At 55.0% G+C, this 21,466-nt stretch carries 18 protein-coding genes and 1 pseudogene; 8 read left to right on the top strand and 11 right to left on the bottom strand.

Features of this window, described 5'->3' with window-relative positions; translation table 11 throughout:
- Nucleotides 1-123 precede the first annotated feature (123 nt).
- Nucleotides 124-606, top strand: a complete 483-nt coding sequence (bfr, locus tag CA54_RS20170) for a bacterioferritin (protein ID WP_146372789.1) — start codon at nucleotides 124-126, stop codon at nucleotides 604-606.
- Nucleotides 607-792: 186 nt separating this feature from the next.
- Here bfr and CA54_RS20165 read toward each other — a convergent pair whose 3' ends face one another.
- The gene (locus CA54_RS20165) at nucleotides 793-1,065 is read right to left on the bottom strand and encodes a (2Fe-2S)-binding protein (RefSeq protein WP_197532658.1); all 273 of its coding nucleotides are present in this window, start codon (nucleotides 1,063-1,065) and stop codon (nucleotides 793-795) included.
- A 270-nt stretch (nucleotides 1,066-1,335) separates the two neighbouring features.
- Here CA54_RS20165 and uvrB point away from each other — a divergent pair, with 270 nt between their 5' ends.
- From uvrB to CA54_RS20150, 3 genes are read left to right on the top strand one after another with little or no spacing between them, the layout of a single operon-like run.
- Complete coding sequence (gene uvrB, locus CA54_RS20160) at nucleotides 1,336-3,426, top strand: excinuclease ABC subunit UvrB (RefSeq protein WP_146372787.1); 2,091 nt, start codon at nucleotides 1,336-1,338, stop codon at nucleotides 3,424-3,426.
- 60 nt (nucleotides 3,427-3,486) lie between these two features.
- Nucleotides 3,487-4,773 carry an ABC transporter permease gene (locus CA54_RS20155; protein ID WP_146372786.1) on the top strand — a complete coding sequence of 429 codons (1,287 nt, stop codon included), beginning with the start codon at nucleotides 3,487-3,489 and terminating at the stop codon, nucleotides 4,771-4,773.
- Nucleotides 4,774-4,787: 14 nt separating this feature from the next.
- A complete protein-coding gene (locus CA54_RS20150; protein ID WP_146372785.1) occupies nucleotides 4,788-6,128 on the top strand; it encodes an ABC transporter permease in 1,341 nt (446 codons plus the stop codon).
- A 101-nt stretch (nucleotides 6,129-6,229) separates the two neighbouring features.
- Here the strand turns inward: CA54_RS20150 and CA54_RS20145 are convergent, their stop codons facing one another.
- From CA54_RS20145 to CA54_RS20135, 3 genes are all read right to left on the bottom strand, one after another.
- Entirely contained in the window at nucleotides 6,230-7,357 is a 1,128-nt protein-coding gene (locus CA54_RS20145; RefSeq protein ID WP_146372784.1) for a M20 family metallopeptidase, read from the bottom strand.
- A 129-nt stretch (nucleotides 7,358-7,486) separates the two neighbouring features.
- On the bottom strand, nucleotides 7,487-8,476 hold the full coding sequence (locus tag CA54_RS20140; RefSeq protein WP_146372783.1) for a Gfo/Idh/MocA family protein: 990 nt from the start codon (nucleotides 8,474-8,476) through the stop codon (nucleotides 7,487-7,489).
- A 91-nt stretch (nucleotides 8,477-8,567) separates the two neighbouring features.
- A complete protein-coding gene (locus CA54_RS20135; protein ID WP_146372782.1) occupies nucleotides 8,568-9,503 on the bottom strand; it encodes a dienelactone hydrolase family protein in 936 nt (311 codons plus the stop codon).
- Nucleotides 9,504-9,611: 108 nt separating this feature from the next.
- Between CA54_RS20135 and CA54_RS20130 the strand changes: the two are divergent.
- Nucleotides 9,612-10,403, top strand: a pseudogene (locus CA54_RS20130) (PhzF family phenazine biosynthesis protein).
- Nucleotides 10,404-10,465: 62 nt separating this feature from the next.
- Here CA54_RS20130 and CA54_RS20125 read toward each other — a convergent pair.
- The 3 genes from CA54_RS20125 to CA54_RS20115 form a co-directional block, all read right to left on the bottom strand.
- Nucleotides 10,466-11,425 carry a DUF6263 family protein gene (locus tag CA54_RS20125; RefSeq protein WP_146372781.1) on the bottom strand — a complete coding sequence of 320 codons (960 nt, stop codon included), beginning with the start codon at nucleotides 11,423-11,425 and terminating at the stop codon, nucleotides 10,466-10,468.
- A gap of 258 nt (nucleotides 11,426-11,683) precedes the next feature.
- Nucleotides 11,684-13,297 (bottom strand): DUF1559 domain-containing protein, encoded by a 1,614-nt coding sequence (locus CA54_RS20120; protein WP_197532655.1) that lies wholly within the window; start codon nucleotides 13,295-13,297, stop codon nucleotides 11,684-11,686.
- A 151-nt stretch (nucleotides 13,298-13,448) separates the two neighbouring features.
- Nucleotides 13,449-13,646: a hypothetical protein gene (locus CA54_RS20115; RefSeq protein ID WP_146372779.1), complete on the bottom strand. Its 198-nt coding sequence runs from the start codon at nucleotides 13,644-13,646 to the stop codon at nucleotides 13,449-13,451.
- Nucleotides 13,647-13,855: 209 nt separating this feature from the next.
- Between CA54_RS20115 and CA54_RS20110 the strand changes: the two genes are divergently transcribed.
- Entirely contained in the window at nucleotides 13,856-14,632 is a 777-nt protein-coding gene (locus CA54_RS20110; protein WP_197532654.1) for a DUF3891 family protein, read from the top strand.
- A gap of 7 nt (nucleotides 14,633-14,639) precedes the next feature.
- Here CA54_RS20110 and CA54_RS20105 read toward each other — a convergent pair whose 3' ends face one another.
- Nucleotides 14,640-15,278, bottom strand: a complete 639-nt coding sequence (locus tag CA54_RS20105; RefSeq protein ID WP_146372777.1) for a hypothetical protein — start codon at nucleotides 15,276-15,278, stop codon at nucleotides 14,640-14,642.
- Nucleotides 15,279-15,550: 272 nt separating this feature from the next.
- Here CA54_RS20105 and CA54_RS20100 point away from each other — a divergent pair, with 272 nt between their 5' ends.
- Nucleotides 15,551-15,994: a RidA family protein gene (locus tag CA54_RS20100; RefSeq protein ID WP_146372776.1), complete on the top strand. Its 444-nt coding sequence runs from the start codon at nucleotides 15,551-15,553 to the stop codon at nucleotides 15,992-15,994.
- A 119-nt stretch (nucleotides 15,995-16,113) separates the two neighbouring features.
- Here CA54_RS20100 and CA54_RS20095 read toward each other — a convergent pair whose 3' ends face one another.
- The 3 genes from CA54_RS20095 to CA54_RS20085 form a co-directional block, all read right to left on the bottom strand.
- Nucleotides 16,114-16,455 carry a hypothetical protein gene (locus tag CA54_RS20095; protein ID WP_146372775.1) on the bottom strand — a complete coding sequence of 114 codons (342 nt, stop codon included), beginning with the start codon at nucleotides 16,453-16,455 and terminating at the stop codon, nucleotides 16,114-16,116.
- Nucleotides 16,456-17,261: 806 nt separating this feature from the next.
- Complete coding sequence (locus CA54_RS20090; protein ID WP_146372774.1) at nucleotides 17,262-18,488, bottom strand: hypothetical protein; 1,227 nt, start codon at nucleotides 18,486-18,488, stop codon at nucleotides 17,262-17,264.
- Between the two features lie 102 nt (nucleotides 18,489-18,590).
- Nucleotides 18,591-19,706 carry a hypothetical protein gene (locus CA54_RS20085; protein ID WP_146372773.1) on the bottom strand — a complete coding sequence of 372 codons (1,116 nt, stop codon included), beginning with the start codon at nucleotides 19,704-19,706 and terminating at the stop codon, nucleotides 18,591-18,593.
- Between the two features lie 323 nt (nucleotides 19,707-20,029).
- Between CA54_RS20085 and CA54_RS20080 the strand changes: the two genes are divergently transcribed.
- Complete coding sequence (locus CA54_RS20080) at nucleotides 20,030-21,424, top strand: transcription antitermination factor NusB (RefSeq protein ID WP_146372772.1); 1,395 nt, start codon at nucleotides 20,030-20,032, stop codon at nucleotides 21,422-21,424.
- Nucleotides 21,425-21,466: the final 42 nt, after the last annotated feature.

Genomic DNA, 21,466 nt, shown 5'->3' with positions numbered 1-21,466 from the left:
CTTGTATGTCCACGACTCGCGATTAGCATTTGTGCAAGCAAACAGAAACTGTCGAACGGCGCTGCCCTCGACAAAATTCACTGCACAAACATTAAAATCAAACGCGAGAACGGGAACCGAGCGATGCAAGGCAATCAAAAAATTATCGACGCACTCAATGCCGGACTGACGATCGAACTGACGGCGATTAATCAGTACTTCATTCAGGCCAAGATGTGCATGAATTGGGGCTTCAATAAATTGGGCGCCAAGCACTACGAAGAGTCGATGGGCGAGATGAAGCACGCGGAGTTGCTGATCGACCGGATTCTCTTCCTGGAAGGCGTTCCCGAGATCGCGCGTTATGACGTGATTCGCGTGGGCGAGAACGTCAAAGAGCAGTTTGAGCATGATCTCAAATTGGAAACCAGCGGCGTGGATGCTTACAACGATGCGGTAGACTTGTGCATTCAGCTCAAAGATGGCGGCACGCGGGATTTGGTCGAGAAGATCTTGGTCGAGTCCGAAGAGCACGTCGATTGGCTGGAAACTCAACTCGAGATCATCGGCACAATCGGCATCGAGAATTACCTGCAATCGCAACTGGGCGAAAGCGAAGAAGGGTAATCGCGGCGGTTATGATGTGCGTGTGGGGTCCGCTATGCGGGCCTTGCCACGTACCGTTTCCGCCTGAAATATGCCAAGTGATGCCAGCACAAACGACAGATTAAGCCATGGGGCAGAGTGCCGTCTGCGAGATGCTCGCCGCTGGAACCGCGGTCCGCACAGCGGACCCTACGTAAGCGACGAACGTTAGAGGCTGTTTTCGAATTGCTCGCGGCGGGCGGCGAGGATTTGCTTGAGCACGAGGTGGCACGCGGTGCAGCCGCTGCCCGCTCCGGTTTGTTGCTTCAAATCCTGGACTGATTCGGCGTTGAAAACGCTAACCGCTGAATCAATTTCTTCGGACGAGACGCCCAGACAGCGGCAAATCACATCGGTGCTACAGCCGCTCGCAGTGGTCTTTTCCACGACGGCAGAGGTTTTCACTGCGGAGAGAGTCGCTTTGGCAGCCCAATTAGTCATATCGGTCGATCCCATGCAGTCAACATGGATTGAGAATGAGTCTCAGTTGCACTGGTTCAATTCTACCGAAACGTCAGACGATGTCAAATCCAATTGGCACTGTCTCGATCGTGAGCGTGTAGTCCGCCGGCGCGCCCTTCATAAACCGTGTTGCGGCAATGGGTTATCTGGTTTGACTCACAATTCTGTCAGGGACCCCGTATACTGTTCGTTGAGTGCTCCGTCGGTGGCGGGGCGATAGCTGGTGACTATTGTGTTACGGATTTCAACATGCCTGAGTTTCAGTTACAGAGTGAATTTCAGCCCGGCGGCGACCAGCCAGCAGCGATTGAGGCGCTGGTCAAAGGGATTCAAGCGGGACAGAAGGAACAGGTGCTGTTAGGGGTCACCGGCTCGGGCAAGACCTTCACAATGGCCAATGTGATCCAACAAATGCAGCGGCCGGCGCTGGTGCTGTCGCACAATAAGACCTTGGCGGCGCAGTTGTATTCGGAGTTCAAGGCGTTCTTTCCGCACAACGCCGTGTCGTATTTTGTCAGCTATTACGATTATTATCAGCCCGAAGCATATATTCCGCAGCGCGACATCTACATCGAAAAAGATGCGTCGATTAACGAAGAGATCGATCGTTTGCGGCTGCAGGCGACCAGTTCGTTGGTCAGTCGCCGCGACGTGATTGTCGTGGCGAGCGTGAGTTGTATCTACGGCTTGGGGTCCCCCAAAGACTATTTGGAGATGATGTTGCCGTTGCGGGTGGGGGACGAAATCGACCGCGATGAGATGCTGCTGAAGCTGATTGACATCCAATACGATCGCAACGACATCAGTTTTCAGCGGGGCACCGTCCGCGTGCGGGGTGACGTGGTGGAGTGCTGGCCGGCGTATGAGGAGTATGCCTACCGCATTGAACTGTGGGGCGATGAAATCGAAAAACTGTCGATCATCAACCCGCTGACCGGACAAGAAGCCCGCGTGCTGGAAGACGCATACATCTACCCCGCCAAGCATTTTGTCATGCCGCAGGAACGGATTACGGCGGCCATCAAGGCGATCGAAGACGAGTTGAATGGGCGGTTGCAAGAATTGCGAGAAGCGGGCAAATTGCTGGAAGCGCAACGGTTAGCGGCGCGGACGCGATTTGATTTGGAAATGATGCAAGAGGTCGGTTATTGTCCCGGCATCGAAAATTACAGCCAGCCGTTATCAGGTCGTCCCCCCGGATCGCCGCCCGATACGCTGATGGACTTTTTCCCGGACGACTTTCTGGCGTTCATCGACGAATCGCACGCCACTTCGCCGCAAGTCCGTGCCATGTTTGCCGGCGATCATTCGCGAAAGACGACGCTCGTCGAACATGGGTTCCGCCTGCCTTCAGCACTCGACAATCGGCCCTTGAAGTTTGACGAATGGCGCGAGCGGCTGAATCAAATTGTGTATGTGTCGGCGACCCCCGGCGACTGGGAATTGGAACAGACCGGCGGTGAATTTGTCGAACAGGTGATTCGCCCGACCGGTCTCGTCGATCCCGTGATCCACATCGTTCCTGCCCGCGGCCAGGTCCCGCATTTGATGGAACAAATTCGCAAACGAGCCGAGGTCCAGGAACGGGTCTTGGTCACGACGCTCACTAAGCGATTGTCGGAGGAACTGACGCGTTATTTGTCCGAGCAGGGGATTCGTTGCAAGTGGCTGCATTCGGAATTGGACGCGATTGAACGTGTGGAGATTCTTCGCGAATTGCGAGAACACAAATTCGATGCGTTGATTGGCATTAACTTGTTGCGGGAAGGTTTGGACTTGCCGGAAGTCTCCTTAGTCGCCATTCTGGATGCGGACAAAGAAGGCTTTTTGCGTAGTGAAACAAGTCTGATTCAAACCATCGGGCGGACGGCACGGAATGTGAATGCTGAGGTGTATTTGTATGCGGATCGCGTGACCAATAGCATGCAGCGGGCGATTGATGAAACGAATCGCCGTCGCGAATTGCAATTGGCGTATAATGCGGAGCATGGGGTTACGCCCGAAACGATTCGCAAGGCGATTTCTCGCGGGATTGAGGAAGATATCGAAGCGCGGCAAGTGGAGCAGGCGGCAGCGGGAATTGGGGATGAACAACAGTACGTCACTATGGAGTTCGTCCAAGAATTGGAAGCGGAGATGCTGGCGGCGGCTGAAGATTTGCAATTCGAACGGGCCGCTGAACTGCGTGATCGGATTTTGCAACTCAAGCAACAGCTCGGACAACCGCTGACGGCGGACGAAAAGGTGGCAGAGGGGCAAGTCAAATCGCAGACCAAGAAAAAGCGGGGTCGCCGTCGTGGGGGTGGAAAACGGGTTCCCAAACCAGGCAATCGCGAGTAGCAAATTACGTTGATTGGTTGCGACCAGATTTGATGGGGTGGACTGGGAGAAACGCGTCACATGCTGAGCGCTAAGGCAGTGGATCGTTGGGCTGAAGATTGGGCCGATGGATTGAACCCAATTTTGGTGAAGGAGACGCGGCAGGTCTTCAAAACCCATTTGGTGACGATCCCGTTCTTTGCGGCGTTGGTGGTCGCCTGGTTTGTGGCCATGTCGGTTGTGATCGAACCGGCGCATCCGGAGAGTATTCTCGGCCCCAAACTTCTCAAGCCCTTGTTGTTGGTGCTCGGTGCTGCGTTGTTTTACGTCGTGCCCTACATCAGTTTCCGCAGCATGACCGCCGAGCGCGAACGTCACACGTTTGAGATGCTGGCCGTTAGCTCGCTATCCGACTCGCAGATCTTTTGGGGGAAATTCAGTTCGGCGCTCGTCCTGATCGGATTGTTTGTCGCAGCGTTTGCACCGTTCATTTCGATGACCTATATGCTCCGTGGCTTAAGCGTGTTTGACATTGCCGGGGCACTGATTGTCATTTCAGCCACAGCCACTACGTTGTCAATATTTGGTCTGATGTTGGGTGCGCTGGCGACGAAGCTGCATTGGCAGATTGTGAATATGCTGCTGTTGTTAGGTGGTTCCACCATCGCTGCTATCTTCTTGTCGGAACTTACTGCATCCATTGCGTTATCCGGCGCGGGCGTCAATCTGTGTGGCATGGCCTGTTTTCTGATTGGGTTTGTGGGATTTCCCGGTCTGTTTTTTGCGGCGGTGACGTTGGGCAGCTTGCGTCCGCCGACTATGGGGTTGGTGCGGACTTATGTCGGACAGGAAGACCTGCCGGCGATCGTGCAGGCTGCGGAAAATCTCGCTACGGCGATCGAGCAACATGTTCCGCTACGACCGGAGTCGTACACGCTGCGTCAACTTAAGAAAGTTCCCATCACGCCCGAGGCGGTGCAATCGATGGTGCCGGTCGTTGTGCGGATGGAACGGTTGTTAAATCCCCGTCAACGGCTGTTCGGGCATCTGGGGCGTTATCGATATCTGACCATCAAAGGGGCGGCGGAACCGTTGGAGATGATTTGCACTGTGCAAAACATGGTGTTACACCGCTTCGGTTGGAGTGAGTTATGCGTGGCGGATGCCGATGAAATTCCGCTCACCGAGGAATACCTCGTCTATACGATTGGCCCCGATGATTTGCGGACATTGAAACTGGCAGTTCTTCGACTTCGGGAGTTGTTGAACCGTGACGAACCGCCGGAGCTGGAAGAAGCGGGGATTTTCTCAGAACGACCCGAATCGGATGCATTGAATATGAACGATCCGGATGATGGACCACAGTGATTGGAATGATCGAAATGTCGGATCCGGCCACACCATTTCCATTGTTGTCTGACAATCGCAGTCCGCGGTTGCAGCGGTGGAATGATGCGCTGAATCCGATCTTGGTGAAGGAATTGCGGCAACTGTGGAAAAGCCGGCAATTCGTGGTCATCTTTTTTGTGCTGCTGACCGCTGCTTGGGGCATCAGCATCACGGCGCTAGTGGCGCCGGAGGTTGTTTTGAAATTCGTGCCGTTTGGCTACGGCCATACGGGACAGATCCACGCCGCCGCTCTGTTTTTCATGCTGTATGGTTGTTTGGTGATTGCTTTGAACTTTGCGGTGCCGCTCCGCGCGTTAGACAGCTTGGCGCATGAGTTCGCCGGTAGCACGATGGAGACCTTGGTTCTGACGCGGATCCCTTCGGACCGGATCACGATCGGCAAATTCTGGTGCGCCGCACTGCATATGGGGCTGTACTTCGCCGCCTTAGGCCCGTTTATTGTGGTGACATATCTATTGCCGGGGATCGATCTGCTGACGATTGCGTTGATGTTATTGGTGTCGATCGTTATTTCGACCGGGTTGAGTAGCGTTGCCTTGTGGCTGGGATCGTACTGCAAGTCCGCGGCAATGCGCCCCGTGTTGACGATGGTACTGTTGGCGGCGTGCTGTCTGACGACCTGGTTTTGGCTTTTCACCGTGTACCAAGCTTTGCAGTTGGGCAACACAGGTTGGATGATTTGCACAGGGCTTCCCTGTTGTTTTGTGCCGTGGTTGGTGATTTCGAGCGCCAGTCTTGCGGCAGCGGTGGTACGGGTGCGGCCGAAATCGCCACGTTTGAATCGCATTCAGTTTATTCCCGCAGAGGAATTGCAGCCGATCGCACTGAGCGTATTAGAATTCACCGAAGCCGTGCGTGTGCAGTTTCCAGTCGAGTACGATGAACCCCCTGCCCGACCGCCTCAATCCATGATGTTTCGCGAGGCTCAGGCCCATGTGCTCGAGTTGGCCCGCAAAGCGGACCGATTGATGAACCGTCAGCGCCTATTGCATGGAACGGTCTTGTCCAAGATGCCCCTCGTCCCGCAGCAAGCCCGCACAGCCTTTGCGCAAGTCCGCAACGGGTTTTATGCGATCATCGTCACCAATTTGTGGTACGGGATCTGCCACGACGACCCACACCCGCACGTTTGGCCCAACCGTCTGCAAATGCCCAAAATTCGCGAGGGACAATTAGACAAACTAGAAGCCGCAGCCCACGACCTGATCGCCGCATGTGAAGAAATCACCGCCCCACCAACATCGCCATCTCCTCCACCCACTAACATACCTAAAAAACAACCTCCTTCTCCCCCTGGGAGAGGGCCGGGTTGAGGGTTTTCGCACGATAGTTGATGGCCATCAGCGGTTTTCCGTTGGGGCCGTTGGTGGTTCTACATCGAAAGCTGCGTCGCGACGCACTGAGGCCAGTGGCTTTAGGTGCACCAGCGGCGGATTAGTTTTTCGAACATCTCGGTCCCCTGCTCCAACTGTTCCAACGTGATCCATTCGTCGTCAGTGTGGGCTTGGGCGATGTCGCCGGGGCCGTAAACGACCTTCCGCTTTAAGTCACTAAACATGGCACCGTCGGTTCCATAGGTGACCGTTTGGGCTTCGGTTTTTCCAGTGATGTCCAAAAACTCGTTGACGAAATCAGAATGGGGATCGACGTACAACGGCGCACCGTTGCCGTGTGCTTGGAATTCCAAACCGCACTTCTCAGCGACTTTGCGGGCGCGGTCGACGAGAATTTGCGCGTCCATGTTGGGCATCACTCGAAAATAGACGGTGCAGACCGATTGCGGCGGCGTGATGTTGATTGCCGTCGTGTGGTCATTGATGCCGATATTCCAACTGATTGTCGGCGGATTGAACCGTTCATCGCGCCAAGCGGGGTCTTGGAGGGTTTCATCGTGAATCGCCTTCATCTCGGCCAAAAAAGGAATCATGGCTAAGTTGGCGTTCAGTCCTTTGTCGGTGCTGGAGTGGGCGGCGCGGCCCTGTGAAACGGCGGAAAACCCGGTCGTGCCTTTGTGAGCATAGACGACCTCCAGCATGGTCGGTTCGCCGATGATCCCGCGGGCATCGCCCTCGACCATCTCGCGATAGAGTTTTGATTTCTGGGCGACCTGTTTGGCGCCGATATAACCGACTTCTTCATCGGCGGTGCAGGTGATGTAAAACGGTTGCTTCAATTCGTCTGCGGAAAAACGCTCGGCTGCGGCCAGGGCGCACGACAGTGAGCCTTTCATGTCGCAACTGCCGCGACCGTAGAGTTTGTCCCCTTCGACCGCCGGCTCGAACGGGCCGTGCTCTTTGATCCTCCAGGTATCAGCGGGGACCACATCGGTATGGCAAAAATAAGCCACGCCACCGGTGCCGTTTCCTTTTTTGGCTATGACGTTGGCTTTGCGAACGCCGTTGGCATCATCGTATTCGATTCGCTCGATGTCGAAGCCCAACGCTTTTAACTTGTCCTCACAATAATTTGACACTTCCACATTCGAGAGCGGACTCGTCGATTCAAAACGGATCAATTCCTTGTTGTAAGCCAATGCGTCCATGTCCGCGTTTCACCGTTGTAAATGATGCGATTGTTGATGACCGTCTCTGATGCGAGCGTTAGCCGGTGTGATTTCTCAACGGAGCCGCGAGCATCTCAGACCACGATAATTCACCGGTCCCCGGCATGTCTACCCATCGGTCGGCAAGCCACAGGCGAGCAAAATGGATTCTTGCACAGCCAAATCGTGTTGGGGGGTGAACTCGAATTCCTTTTCGCCCCGGATGACTTGTGCCAAGTCCGCGAAATCGGCGTCATACCGTGGGAGATCTTCCAGCGGAATGTCTTGGTACCCTTTCTTATAGGGTCCGCGTGGTCGCGAGAATGCGGCCTTCAGTTTGGGCGGTTCTAACGGTCGCAGGTCGGCAGTGCCTCCGTCGCCGCTGACGACAAATTGCCGCCGTCGAAACCCGTCGACCTCCATCAGGGCACTCCGCACCGTGACCGTGGCACGAGCGTATTCGAAGACCGCCAATTGATTGTCCAACAGGCCGTCGTCGTATCGTGCCGAGTGCCGGGCAAAGGGAACAACGCGGTCCGGTTTGCCCATCACAATCACAGCGGCATCGATAATGTGGCAGCCGAGTTCAAACATCGTGCCGCCGGAATATTGCAACAGCGAGCGTCGCGCTTCCAGCGACATGGTTTTGCTCATCACTGTATGCAACGAAAATATGTCCCCCAGCCAACCGTCGCGGACTGCTTTGAAGATGAATTGAAATCCCGGGTTGTAGCGATACATGTAGCCCATCTGCACGGTCAAATGCTGCCGCGTGGCATCGTCAAGCAGTTGTTTGAATTGCGGTAAATTCTCACCGGCTGGTTTGTCCAAATGAATATGTTTTCCGGCAGCAACGGCCCGCGCCCCCGTGTCGAGTAAGTCTTTAACCTTGGTTTCGATGGCGACCGCTTTCAAGCCGTCGACATTGAGGAGTTGTTCCTCGGTGAGCCAAGGGACATCTCGATAGGCGGCGGATTTCTCCATTTCGCGCCGCCGCTGTTCATCGGGTTCGACGACGCCCACGATTTCATAATCTTTGGAACGCTTGAGCGATTCAATTTTTCCCGAGGCATGGGCGTGTCCGGTGCCGATTTGACCGATCTTAATTGTCTGCGGCATGGTATGGTTCCTCAATCTCGTGGCTGTCGTTGTGTTTTGGGCTGTGGTGAGGGGCATGCGCTCGTTGCCGCACGCTTTATTTTTGTTTTGCTTAGGCTGTTAAATGCTTGTCAAACCAGGCTTTGGTGCGGGCCCACATTTCATCGGAGAGCACGTGGCCTGAACCTTCTTCGATGTAGTAAGAAAACTTGTCTGCAGCGTGCATGCCTTGATAGGCGGCGGTGATGGTTTGGATGCCGCGGCGGACTTCGTCGATGGGGCTGCCGGAATCGTGTTCGCCGAAGTTCATGTGCAGCGGTCGCGGCGCGATGAGGGCGGCGATGTCGGGCGTGTCGCCGTATTGATGAATGCCGGGTACGAAGTTGGGAAAGCAGTGGAGCATATGTTCGCGATGAATTCCGGCGTATGTGGGCAAGCAGCAATTAGCCACTAGGCATTTGATCCGTTCTTCCCACGGCCCGACCAGCCAAGTGTGCGTGGAACCCATCGAATGCCCGTAACAGCCGATCTTGTCCGTATTGACTTCCGGGTGGCTGACGAGAAAGTCGATCGCCCGTTTCATGTCGAGGATGCTTTTCCAAGCCATGCATTTTCCGTCGACGACGTATCGCAAAAATTCGAAGCGTTCGAATTGGCCGTCTTTCAATTTACCGGTGGGGTCCCGGCGTTCCTCGAAGCAGAGAGCATCGGGACAGAGTACGACGTAACCCGCACGGGCGAGGGCCGCACCGGTGTGGTGCATGGGGTTTCCCGCCAGCCCCGCCGGTTCGCTCTTGCCGAGATGATACTGCCCGGCATGTTGATGCCAAACGGCCACGGCGGGAGCGGGGTGATCGGCGTTGGTTTGGTCGGGAATTAACAAGAAGGCGGGAACCTGATCTTCCGGTTGGCTGTCATAGAACACGGAATGGATCGTGTAGCCATCCTGCGGGATCGTTTCGCGAAGTTTGACATTCAGCCTTTCCGGCTGTGGCCACTCGCCGCCAAGGCCGGTCAATAATCTCTCCCGAAAATCGATGGCAGCCATGTTCAAATTCACCTGTGTTTGCTAGGAATCAAGCTGAAGTCAATCGTAACCGATTCCCAGCCCCATCGCTATTCCTCCCTTTTCTACGATCCGTTGTGCCGAGACGCCATGTCCCAAGAAATCATCATTGTCGACGCGTTTACCGATCAACCTTTTGCTGGAAACCCGGCAGCGGTTTGTGTTTTACCTGAGCCTCGTGATGCGGAGTGGATGCAGCGTGTGGCGAGTGAAATGAATCTGTCCGAGACTGCGTATGCTTATCGCGAGGAGGATGCCTTCCGGTTGCGGTGGTTTACACCGACGATGGAAGTGGACCTGTGTGGACATGCGACGTTGGCAACGGCGCACGTGCTGTGGAGCGAGGGGCATTTGGCGAACGATGTGCCGGCGTTGTTCAACACCAATAGCGGGCGGTTGACGGCTTCGCGCGACGGTGAATGGATCAATCTCAATTTTCCCGCAGAGCCGCCGGTGGACACTGAAACGCCCAGTGTGTTGGCCGCTGCCTTGGGGGCGACGCCGATTTATGTGGGGAAAAACCGGATGGATCTGCTGGCCGAGATCGATTCAGAGGAGACGTTACGGGCGCTGATCCCCGACCTGCAATTGATATCAGAGATTCCCACACGGGGGGTGATTGTGACGTGTCGCTGAGCGTCGGGTGAATTTGATTTCGTGTCGCGTTTTTTCGCACCGAATTGTGGAGTCAACGAGGATCCGGTCTGCGGCTCGGCCCATTGTTGCTTGACGCCCTATTGGAGTGCAAAGCTGGGTAAACCGGAATTGTTGGCCTATCAAGCTTCGGCACGTGGTGGGGTTTTGCGGTTGCGATTGGCGGGCGAACGGGTAGAACTGGGCGGCCGCGCGGTCACCACCATGCGCGGGCAACTGACCGTATAACAAAAATACCCCCCGGATCTGACGGGGGGTATGGTTTTCTCCATGCCTGGATTGGTGGAAAATTACTCAGGGATTTTATCGATCAGTTTCCGCGAGTTCTTGAGTGTTTGACTAAATTCGACAGGAATCGTCATTCCGCCAGCTTCGACTGTTAGGGCGCCGGAGAACGTTTGTTCTGAATCCATCGTAAGAATACGGCCACTCGCCGGGTCGAATTGAACGGTTCCGGACGCACTATCGGTTTCGAATTTTCCCGTAACTTTTGATGTTCCCATGTCGATGTCGAGGTCACCGGTCAAATCGGTATCGATCGTGATCCGGAGTGTAGGGATTTCTCCCACTTTGTCGGGACCGACATAGGTGTAGGTCCGCTTGCCATCGAATTCGCCTAGACCGGGCATTTTGATTTTGTATGGCTTATCCCATGCGTCGCCTGGTTTGACCGGCTCCTTTTTGAACAACACGAAGAGGTCCTGGGTATTGGACACGACCGCTTCCTCCGAGCCACCCCCGGCAAATCGCTGCGCAATAGGATTGTCTTTGAGCACGTCTTGCAACAGTTGTACATAACCGTTGACTTTTTTGACTTTCCCAAGCGGTGTGACTTCCACTCCCAGGATCGCGCCGCTCAACCGTTCGTACAGCGGTGTGACTGCGGCGCCGATTTGGCTAGTCGAATCATTGTCATCAGCCTGGGAATCGAATTTGAACGACACTTGCGGCGCAAATTCGCCTTCGACCTTCAGGCGTTCGTTTTGTGTCTCGAAGAGGATCGTACCGTCTTCGGCAATTTTCTTAACGGTGTAGGTCGTCACATCGGATTGCTCAAACGTGGTGTCGACATCTTGTCCGTTGACCGATTGATTGACCTCTGTAGTGAGCGAGCTCTGGTAAATCGACTTCTCGCCGACCTTGGCTTTGTACCGCAGCTCAATGGTATCGTTGGCGTACGCGATCGCGGGCAACAGGGTGAGGCCAACGGCGCATGCCGTCGCGGCGGCCTTGAGGCGAAACAATTTCATGATGAACTCCCTATAAAATGTTTCAAAACCCTCTAGCGCTACCCGCTGACACTGATCTGCAGGTTTTTGAGAACAAACGCAACCGGGTTTTAAACAGGTTTTAGTCAAAGCAAAGTTGAATGCGGTGCACCGTGACAAAACGAATGCCGCCCACGGTCTATTCGTTTCCCAGCGAAACCTCTTGGGTGAAATTGCTGAGACGCCTTATTTCATACGCATAACTTGGATTAGTGGATCACCAGGAAATGAATTTATTGGTCATCTTTGGATCACTTCACCACCGCCGGGTGTCACGAATGCGCGCATCGTGTCCTCATCGACGTTGATGCTAATAAATTGAACCGACCCGTCGGCAAACAGGGTATTAAAGCCTCCTTGCCGTAGTTTCCCCAAACCTTTGAAAGGGTTTTCTTCGTCGAATTCCCAATCGTCTGGTTTGGTCCAAATCACCGCTTGATCCTCGTTCGCCTCGACAGCGAGAATGGTATTTGATGTTCCGTCGGTGAAATCGCGAATCTGCATTCCCTCTTCGCCAAAGAAGGCCGCATCCTCGCCAGTGATCAATAGGTAGTTGGTTTTGAAATCCTTGTTGTTCATGTTGGGGTTTTGGTAGACCGCCGGCATTTCCTTGATCAGGGCTTTGTTGTGTTCGCTATCCCACGGTTCGTCGAGGTGAAACTTCTGATACAAGCCGGGGTGTCCCAGGTAGGGCAATACATGGACGCGCCAACTGAGCAGTGGTTTCTTCTTCTCGTAGTTGGCGTGTGCCGGAAACGCGGTGAAGACGTCGTGATAGTTGTGCATCGCCAAGCCAAGTTGTTTCATGTTGTTGCGCGATTGCGTGCGGCGGGCTGCTTCGCGGGCCTGTTGGACCGCCGGGAGTAATAGTCCCGCTAAAACGGCTGATGAGGAGTATGCGGGATTGAAAGTGGCCGAGATGGTTACGTCGTTTCCTTCCCGTACCGGTTTCAGTTTGTTCTCGATCACGTCGCCGGCACGCGCCAAGTATTTGAGAGTCGCTTCTGCCACGGCGCCTTCCCCCACGCGCATGCTCATGGTGCTTTGCGCAATGAGCATTTGTTTCACAAACGCCAATGCTTCGGTGAAAATCCGCTCTACTGCCTCGGCCGACATCCCGTCGCGGCCAGTCATACGGATATAGGTTGCATCGGGGGGAGTGAGGTTCAGCCCGATGTGGACCGAGTCCAAATGATCAGGCAATGTGAACAACTGCTGAATTGGTGGAGGCATGGGCGGGGCTCCGACCAGTGCTTGATTGATCAAGTCGCGGACCGGTTCAACGGCCAGAATTCCCGTGGCATCGGCATCCGTTGCTGATTTTACTAGCAAGGTTCGCAACTCGCTATCGGCCGGTTGGTTAGCAATCATCAGGGTCAAAAACGATTCCGGAGCGATCAGGATCGTCTTTTCCTTGTAGATGCAAAAACTTGGTTCCCGGGGACGATTGGCAGCGAAGTATTTGACGTCCTCGATTTCGCGCCTCTCAGTCCGTTGCGTTAAATCCTTGGAAAGCCCCTGCGGCGCTGAGAAATGGAGGATGATGCCCCAGCTGGGGGGATTTCCCCCCATGGGTGGGGCGATGAGGGCGATTGCCTGTTCGATTTCCATGGGATTGAATCCGAAATCCCGTTTCCCGGCTGCGGCGATCACCTCTGTCGGCAGTAGCTCCAACTCCGGTTTCGCCGCCAGTGTTTGTGGAAAAAGAAACACGGCACCGACGGCCTGCTCGGGGATATGGTCCAAATTCAATTTGGGGTCAGCTTGAGCGGCGGCGGTACCAGCCGAGGCAGCGAGAAGGCAGGTCGCCAACGAGAGGGCAGTCAACGCCCGAAATCGCAGAATTGAATGCATCGAGAGGATTCCTTTTGTGCAAAATGCCCGCACGTGGGAAAAAATAGCCATTTTGTTCCGATGGCATCGACCATCGATATGTCATGCTGGAGGGATGCCCAAAACCGCTCGATTTGTCTACTTTTTTTCAGATCCCTGCCATTGCAACGATTCAGACCATGACGTCCTGCTGCTCGACCGATTCATGGGCTTCGACATCAGGATGCATGCCTTGTTCGATCATCGCCATGCGTTCACGGTGTTTGATCAGAATCTTGACGAGGCCGGTGAGGCCAAACACCAGGATCGCCGTAATCGGCACCAGGAACACAAGTGTTTCTGGACGTGATATTACATTCATCCAAGTCATGGAAACCTTCCTCCCCCAAATTTTAAATTGTCCCGCAGACACTCTGCATCGTATCGCATCATTCGTAGCAAGGCGAGAAATCTTGACAGAATCCGATGATTATCGTCAGATTCAGGCATCCCTTCTTGCGCGTCCATGGATCGCATTGCGGAATCCGGAATGATGCGCTGAGGAATGGGTTGCCAGCACGTGGCCGGAGGAGATGCAGGATGATTCGTCGAGAACAGGGCGCGGACTGGTTGATTGTTTCCCAGGTTGATCATGCGCGGTTGGCGGCCGAATTGGCCCAAGTTTGGCGACATTCCATCGCCAGTAGTTGGGGGATTAGCGAATTGTTATTCCACGCCGTTCTGAAGCACGATGACGGATGGCGCGCTTGGGAAACCGGGTTGGAAATTGATCCTGCCAATGGCATTCCGCGGGACTTTACTGAAATGCCCATGGACGTTGCGTCGGGGATCTGGACATCCAGCATCGAAACGTGCGCGACTGAGCATCCCTTAGCCGGGATTTGGGTCAGCCGCCACTTTTGCTACTTGGCCCAGCATTCGCTCTCCAGTCGAGCGGACAACGCAGCGGATGTCTCCGCTGCCCGACGTTTTCTGGCTGAACAAGAACAGTCTCAACAACAACTGCGAAGTGTCTCGCTGCAGGATGTGACTGCACGGGAATTCGCAAATCTGAGCGAATTGGGGGTTCGCTTCTTGCGACTGTTCGACGGGCTGAGTTTGTGGTTGTGCTGCGCAGAGCGGTCAGAAACGTCTGAAATCCAATGCGACGGACAGTCCGCGCGGTTCATTCCGTATGCTGACGCGCGGATTGTGATCGATCCTTATGTTCTTACGAAGCAACCGTTGACACTAGCGGTCCCAGCCCGGCGGATAGCGGCGCGCGCCTATGCCGACAACAAAGATCTGAGAGCAGCGATTGATGCAAGTCCCGTAGAGGAATTGTCGTGGACTTTTACTGCGCACGATCTTTCGTGAACGCTGGTTAGTATCTTTCACAGGTCATGCCGCACAAATGGCTCATCACGACATGCACGGTGCGCGCGTCTGTGGGAGTCTTCAGATGGTTGTCGGTGTTGATGTAATACACCGAGGCGCGAGGAATGCCCGTGGGAGCGGGGTTTTTCTTACGGTACACCAAGCTGACATGGCCGACGTTGTTGGGATGTGGATCGCGCATCGTCAATCGGAACATAAAGCTATCGATGTAACAGACCCCTTCGACGCCGATGCATTCCTTCTCCAAGGAGCACAAAGCGTTGTGGATAATCGTGCAGCCGGAACTGAACCCGGTCAGCATGACCTGAGCATTGGGGTTGCAACATTTGATCTCACGGATGCGGTCAGCCAGCGCTTCTGAGCCTCCCCCGTGGTAGTAGTTGGAAATTTCGACATTCCGAAAACCGCAGGATTTTACGTATTCAGCGAAACGATCCATACCGGCCAAGTCGAAGGCGTCGACGGGCGAAAGTACGAAGATCGGATAGATATTGTCGTGGGCGCAGGGCGGCACCGAGCGCAGATTGACCTCTAACGGCGATTCATGGACCGTGGCGCACCCTGTACTGCAGAGGGGGATCAGCCCGGCCAGTACAAGCAGAAGTTGTGAGACGCGTGCAGACATTGCGTTGAATTCGCCATCGTAAGTCGATTAGTTTTTCCCTATCTCATTCGCGGGGCTAGTTTTCGTATCGGAATTCATAGGTGTGGGATTGAACATTGGCGTCGCAGTCGATTTAATCGGCTGAACCGGAATTGTGGCCGGGGTTTTGGGCGATATAAGACGCTATTATCGGCCGACTAGGTGCAGTTTCGCACAGCTGGGTTCTAATCGGCGTCCTGAACGACATAAACGACATATACGATTGCATTAACAGATTAAGGAATCAAAGTACGATGAGTGTTGAAGTAAAGGCAGCGGAACTGGGACTCACGTTTTCCGAGGTGACACCGGGCTATTTGAATCTCTGCGCGCAAACCGGCAATTTGCTGATGACCTCCGGCCATGTCAGTGACCTGAAGGGCAAGCTAGGGGACGGAGTGACGGTCGAGCAAGGATATGAAGCAGCCAAGGATTGCGCGATCAAAATCCTGAATTCGGTGCGCAGCCACCACGGTACATTGAATGGTTTGAAGGTGATCAAATTGTTGGGATGTGTGAATTCGACGTTGGATTTCACCGACCAGCATCTGGTGATCAACGGTGCCTCGGATCTGTTGCACGAACTGTACGGCAAAGAAGGGGACGGCTACCACGCCCGCAGTGCTCTGGGATTCGCCGCTCTGCCGACGGGGGTTGCTGTTGAAGTCGAAGCTGTTTTCGAAATCATCGAAGGGTAAGCATTCGCGGCGGTATTGCCGCGTGGCGGGGCTTCGGTCTGCAGGGCCTCGACCTCACAGCGCATAAAAAAACGCCGCGTGAACTTCGGTTCACGCGGCGTTTGAATTGGTATTGCCAATTAGCGTTTGGCGATATTGTCGGTGGAAGGCACGACGAGCCATTCCCCCTTCGCTTGACGCGGACGCCGGATGACCCGGGCCTTGGCATAGGTGGGACGGCGGGTGAGACGTTGGTTTTTCACCGTGGGCTGCCAAGTCACCTTGTGCAGTTCGTTGAACAAATCGGGGCCAGCGTTTGCTCCATCTTTTTCAGCACCGTCGCCAGCTTCTGCGGGGTTAGTGGAGGGGGGGCCAGGATTCGCATCCCCATCTTTGATTTCAGGTGTCGGAGCTGCATCCTTGCCAGGAATCGGCTCTTCCGGCTTGTAGGCTTCGACGCTTTCCGCTTCTTCGCCCGGCATGGGGGGAGGAGATTCCGCTTGTGGTTTGGTCGGTTGAAAATTGTCGTCCGGTTTTGTCCCAGTGCCGCTATTCCCGTAGGTTTGCGGGGGGAGGCCCGGGTCTGGCTCAGGTGTGCGTTCTGCTGTGGCGGGAGTAGGAATGCTGCATCCACCATTCGGACAGCCTGCGGGACCGCATCCGCCGGAGTCGCACGAGCTAACGCCGCAGACCGATGTGCAACAGGAGGAGCATCCACTGGGGGCATAGTAGGAACTCTGCACACCACAGCCGCCGGGACCACAGGGGGACGGGGCATAGCTGGGGCTACATGCGGGGGCACACGCAGGTGCACACGCCGGGGCGCAACGATTTTTGGGGCAATGCGGGCCAAAAATCCCGTTCCAGACCCATGGAATCAAGCCGGCGTTGCCGACTGACGCTGTTAATAGCAACACACATGCGGAGCAGACCAGTGTGGCGCTCCATTTCAACCCTATCCGCTTCATCGTTAGCACCTCAATCAGCAGGGAAATCTACGAGAGAATTCGTTTTAGTTGTACAGTCTTCAGCGTCGAAAGCTCGGACACGAGTCTATTCCGCCGGAGGGCGACAGGACACGCCTTTTGCCGTACTTACCTAATCTCTGTTAACTCTACCTTAGTTTTTTATATCAGACCCTGTCCGACGAATCCACCAATTTCAAGTGCAATGCATGCACTTCGATGGTTTCCGTACCCCCTGCAGGGCTAGTTCTTCCCCAGACGGTATCTCGGACACAACCGCTACGACTTAACAGGCCAAATCAAGTCCAGCTGCGGCAAGGTCGCTAATTGACGCGGGTTTCGGCGATTTCAAACAGTAATGCTCGCGTTTTTTCGCCATCAGAAACCGGCTGATTTTGGGAAAGGTCGACTTCAAAAGGTCGTCCTAAGCTATTTCCGGCGAGATCTTCGAGGGTTGTCTCGACGATGACCGCAAATTTTCCGACCGGCCAGGGTTGATCGGGGAAAAACCGCCAGATGGTCTCTGCGTCGGTGACATCGATTTTGCCGACGACTTCTACTTTGTCGGCGGCGACAACGAAGATCCTTTCGAGCAGCGCACGATCCAAGGATTCATCGAAGCGGATCACTAGCGGCCGTGTCGTATTCGCCTGCGGCGGTTCGATTTGCCAACCGTCAATCGAGGGCTGAGTCGCATCAGGATCGCTCACATCGAAGGGCTTGCGAAATTCCGCGGCGAGTGGGTTTCCTTGTGTATCGCACCAATCCGCATCGATCACAAGCGTATAGTGCCGTCCCGGCAGCAGCGGTGGACCGACATCTTCATGCGGTTTCAGCCCCTTTTTGATACGACCCGGGTCAAACAACAATGTGAACCGCGTCCGGGAATCGTCCCAGAGTTCTTGATCCAACTCCAAAAAGGGATCGGTGATCGGCTTTCCATTTTCGTCGAGGAGATGGATGTAACGATAGGAATCCCCCGCACGCATCGGTGCGGAGAAATGCAGGTAAAACTTTAACAGGTTTTGTGGAAGCTGTTCCCGGCTGGGGAAGACTTCTGTGACCGCCGTTTTGGTGGGGGATTGATCGGTGGGCATCTCGAACGTGCGACGAAGTTTGCCGCTGTTGTTGATACCCGCAAACACTGCCGTATAGGTTTGCCCTGGTTCCAAGCCATATTCGGGAGTGAACACGAGTTGCTGCTGATCAACGGCATAGGAACCGAGCATGGCGGGTTGATCGCTGGCGATATTTGTCCCGACATAGACCTTGAACTGCACTCGCCAATCCTTTGTCGCACTGTTTTCGGTCTGGGCCGTGGAGAGTCCTTGTAGAGCAAATGCAGATTGGTCATTTTGTATGGGGACCAATGCCAACTCTAACGTCTGAGTGATTGGAGCGGTGCTCGTCGAACTGGCCGGCGCCTCGTTGGTGTGGGAACCGGTGTCGGTTACGTTACCGTTGCAGCCCAGACAAATCGCGGCGACGAAGCAACTCAACCCGATTCGAATGGGTTGGTGATGCGTAGGGAAGTGAGTGCGAATTCGCATGCATCCGATTCCGATGGATCTTGCGTGAAAGAATGAGGAAACCCGGATGGTGTGGTGTGCATCCGGGTTTCCGTGCGAACTCAATAGCGGGTGTCCCAGGTTTTAGGGAAGTGGGACGGTCTTGAGGTTGAACTGATTCTCGTTTGCGGGATCGACTATGAGCACGATCGCCGAGGCGTCATCCAGACGGTCCAATTGGACGACGCCTTGGAGTTCTTCAATCGTCTCATACGGATGCCCAGCTTTGTCCTTGACCCGTTCGTTGAGGTGCTCCGCCTTATTAATGCCTTCGGTGCTGAATTTCATCACGCCTCGAGCACTGTTGGCCATCATCACGAATCGTTGGCCATCTTGTTCGTAAACGATCATGTCTAACGGGCGATTGTGATTGCCCAATTCGGCAACGGTTTTTCCCGTGACTTTCGTGTCGGGGGTCAACCGCGAAATGGGGAACGTGACCAACGGAGTGCAGGTGTAGGAGGCGAGCAGATGCGGTTCGCCGCCAATGTCGAACGGAACAAAGGTCCGCACGGGCGAATGCGTTTCGATTTTTCCGTGTGAGGCGTGGTAAATCTCAACGCTTGTACCGTTGTCGATGTCAGTGAACGGAAACGCCAGCGATCGCAGTTTCGAGGCGAATTCTTCGTTCGACAGTCCGGCAACGTAGACACGGTTGTCAAAAAAGGCGATGTCGGTAATCGATTCGTTGCGTTTATTTTTTTTCCGACCGCGCTGCGTGTATTCCTGATCCGCGGGGGCCTTGGGCAATTCCGCTTTGGCAAAAGCAATGTCCTTCAGCGGCACGGCGGCAACGTCGCCTGCTGCGTTGACCTTAATTAAGGCCGGTTGAGGCTCGCCCACGGAGCGGGTGACGGAGAGATAGACGTTGCCGCTGAGCGGGTTGACAGCGACGTCGTTGATTTGGACGTTTTTCCCGGAGGTACCCAGCAGGCTGCCGATTTTTTTGTTCACGTTGTCGACATTGACGTCGGCTGGTTTACGCGAATCGGGGGCGTCGCCGGTGTCGATTGCGAAAATGGCCGCTGATTTTGCATCGCCAATAAACAGCACGCCATTGGGACCAAACGCCAACGGACCGGCTGATTTGATGTCGGGTGTACCTGATTTCAGACCGGCAGGAGAATCAGCGAGCGAGATTCCGGTCAAAAAGGTACCGCTGATCAGCACGACCAACATAAGACACTTTTTGTTGAGCATATCCAAACTCCTTGGGCAGACGTTGGTGACTTCGAATTCTGGGGCGGCTGCGCCTCCCCCTCGAACGCTGATTATCCTATCTGCGGGCGGACATTCAATCCCGAAACACAAAATTCCCCAGACCGGCTGGACGGTTTTTGCGGCAGGCGAAGTTGCCGGATTGATGCTGCTGGCACAACAGCGACTTGTTCGGTTTTCAAGGGAACTGCGGCGTCGGTATGGAAACCGGGGCTGATCCAGTACGATACTGCCGATATGCGACGAGCAGTTGTTGTGAAATGTGTCGCAAGCTTTCTAGTGTTTGTATTCAAAAATGAGTTTCGGTGACCACAAATCTTCAAAACAGTCCGCTTGATTTTTCGAACATCCAGACAGCGCGGGGACTGAGTTATCGCGTGTTGTGTGCGGGATTGGATGGTACGCAGTTCGCGTCGCGTTTGTTGGAGGATGCCCTCGGCATGGGGGACGTCTCCGGACAGGATCGACGGTTGGCGACGGAATTGACCTACGGGGTTGTCCGCCGCGAACGGACCTTGGACGCAATCATTGAGACCTTTGTGAGCCGGGGGCGCTCCAGCGTGGAACCGGAGTTGTGGTGCCTGTTGCGACTGGGCGCCTATCAACTCATTTTTCTCACCGGGGTTCCCACACATGCGGCTGTCAACGAAACGGTGGCCTTGGCTGGCAGTGTGGGACGCGCGCGTTGGACCGGTTTTGCCAATGGCGTATTGCGGTCGATGACTCGCGCGCTCACTGGAGAGCCGGTGAACGAACCCGGACGCCGTGCCGTGCCGTTGCGGGATGGCAATTATTTGGGGTTTGATCGCGATTTGTTTGCCGATTCTCACGAGCAACCGGCGGAGTATTTTGCAGCGGCGTTTGGTTTCGGCGACTGGGCTGCACGGCGGTGGTTGGAGCGGTTCGGTTTTGAGCGGTTGTTAAAAATGGGTTTTTGGTTCAACGCCGCCGCCCTGCCCTGCCTGCGCGTGAATCTGTTGCGCGTGGATCGCGAGGTCCTGCTCGAAGATCTTTCCGCTGCCGGTGTGTCAGCCTCCGAGGGGACGCTTCCCGAATCCGTTCGTTTGGGAGAAATGGCCCGCATTACGGAGCTGCCCGGTTTTCGGCAAGGCTGGTTTACCGTGCAAGATGAGTCCGCCATGGCGGCTGCGCGACTGTTGAACCCGGCGCCTGGCACGCGCGTGTGGGACATGTGCGCCGCCCCGGGTGGCAAATCGACGCACATGGCGGAGATCATGCAAAATCATGGGACGTTGTTGGCCTCGGATATCGAGTTTCGCCGAATCATGAATGTCGAGCAGACGCGGGATCGATTGGGGCTCACTATGATTTCGACGCGGACGATTTACCCCGACAGCCGCAATTTACCCGACGGTCCTTTCGATGCGATTTTGGTTGACGCACCCTGTTCGAATTCGGGCGTCTTGGGCAAACGTCCCGAAGCGCGGCATCGTGTGACAGCCGAGAACGTGGCGGAACTCTGTGAATTGCAGGCACGATTGTTGGGAGCGGGTCTGGATCGCTTAGCTCCCGGCGGACGACTGGTCTACTCCACTTGTAGTATCGAACCGGAAGAGAATCGCGAGCTCGTGCTGAAAGTCTTGGCGGGTCGCAACGACGTGGAGTTGCAAGAGGAACAGGAACACATCCCGGGTGAACCGGTCGACGGTGGTTATCAAGCGCTGCTGCAGCGGACTTGAGAATTGAACGTTGTCTGACGTGCCATCGCCTCGCGAGTGCTT

It is taken from the genome of Symmachiella macrocystis, from assembly GCF_007860075.1.
Taxonomy (GTDB): Bacteria; Planctomycetota; Planctomycetia; order Planctomycetales; family Planctomycetaceae; genus Symmachiella; species Symmachiella macrocystis.
The sequence above is the reverse complement of the archived record's forward strand: the minus strand, read 5'-3'. Positions and strand labels throughout refer to the sequence as shown.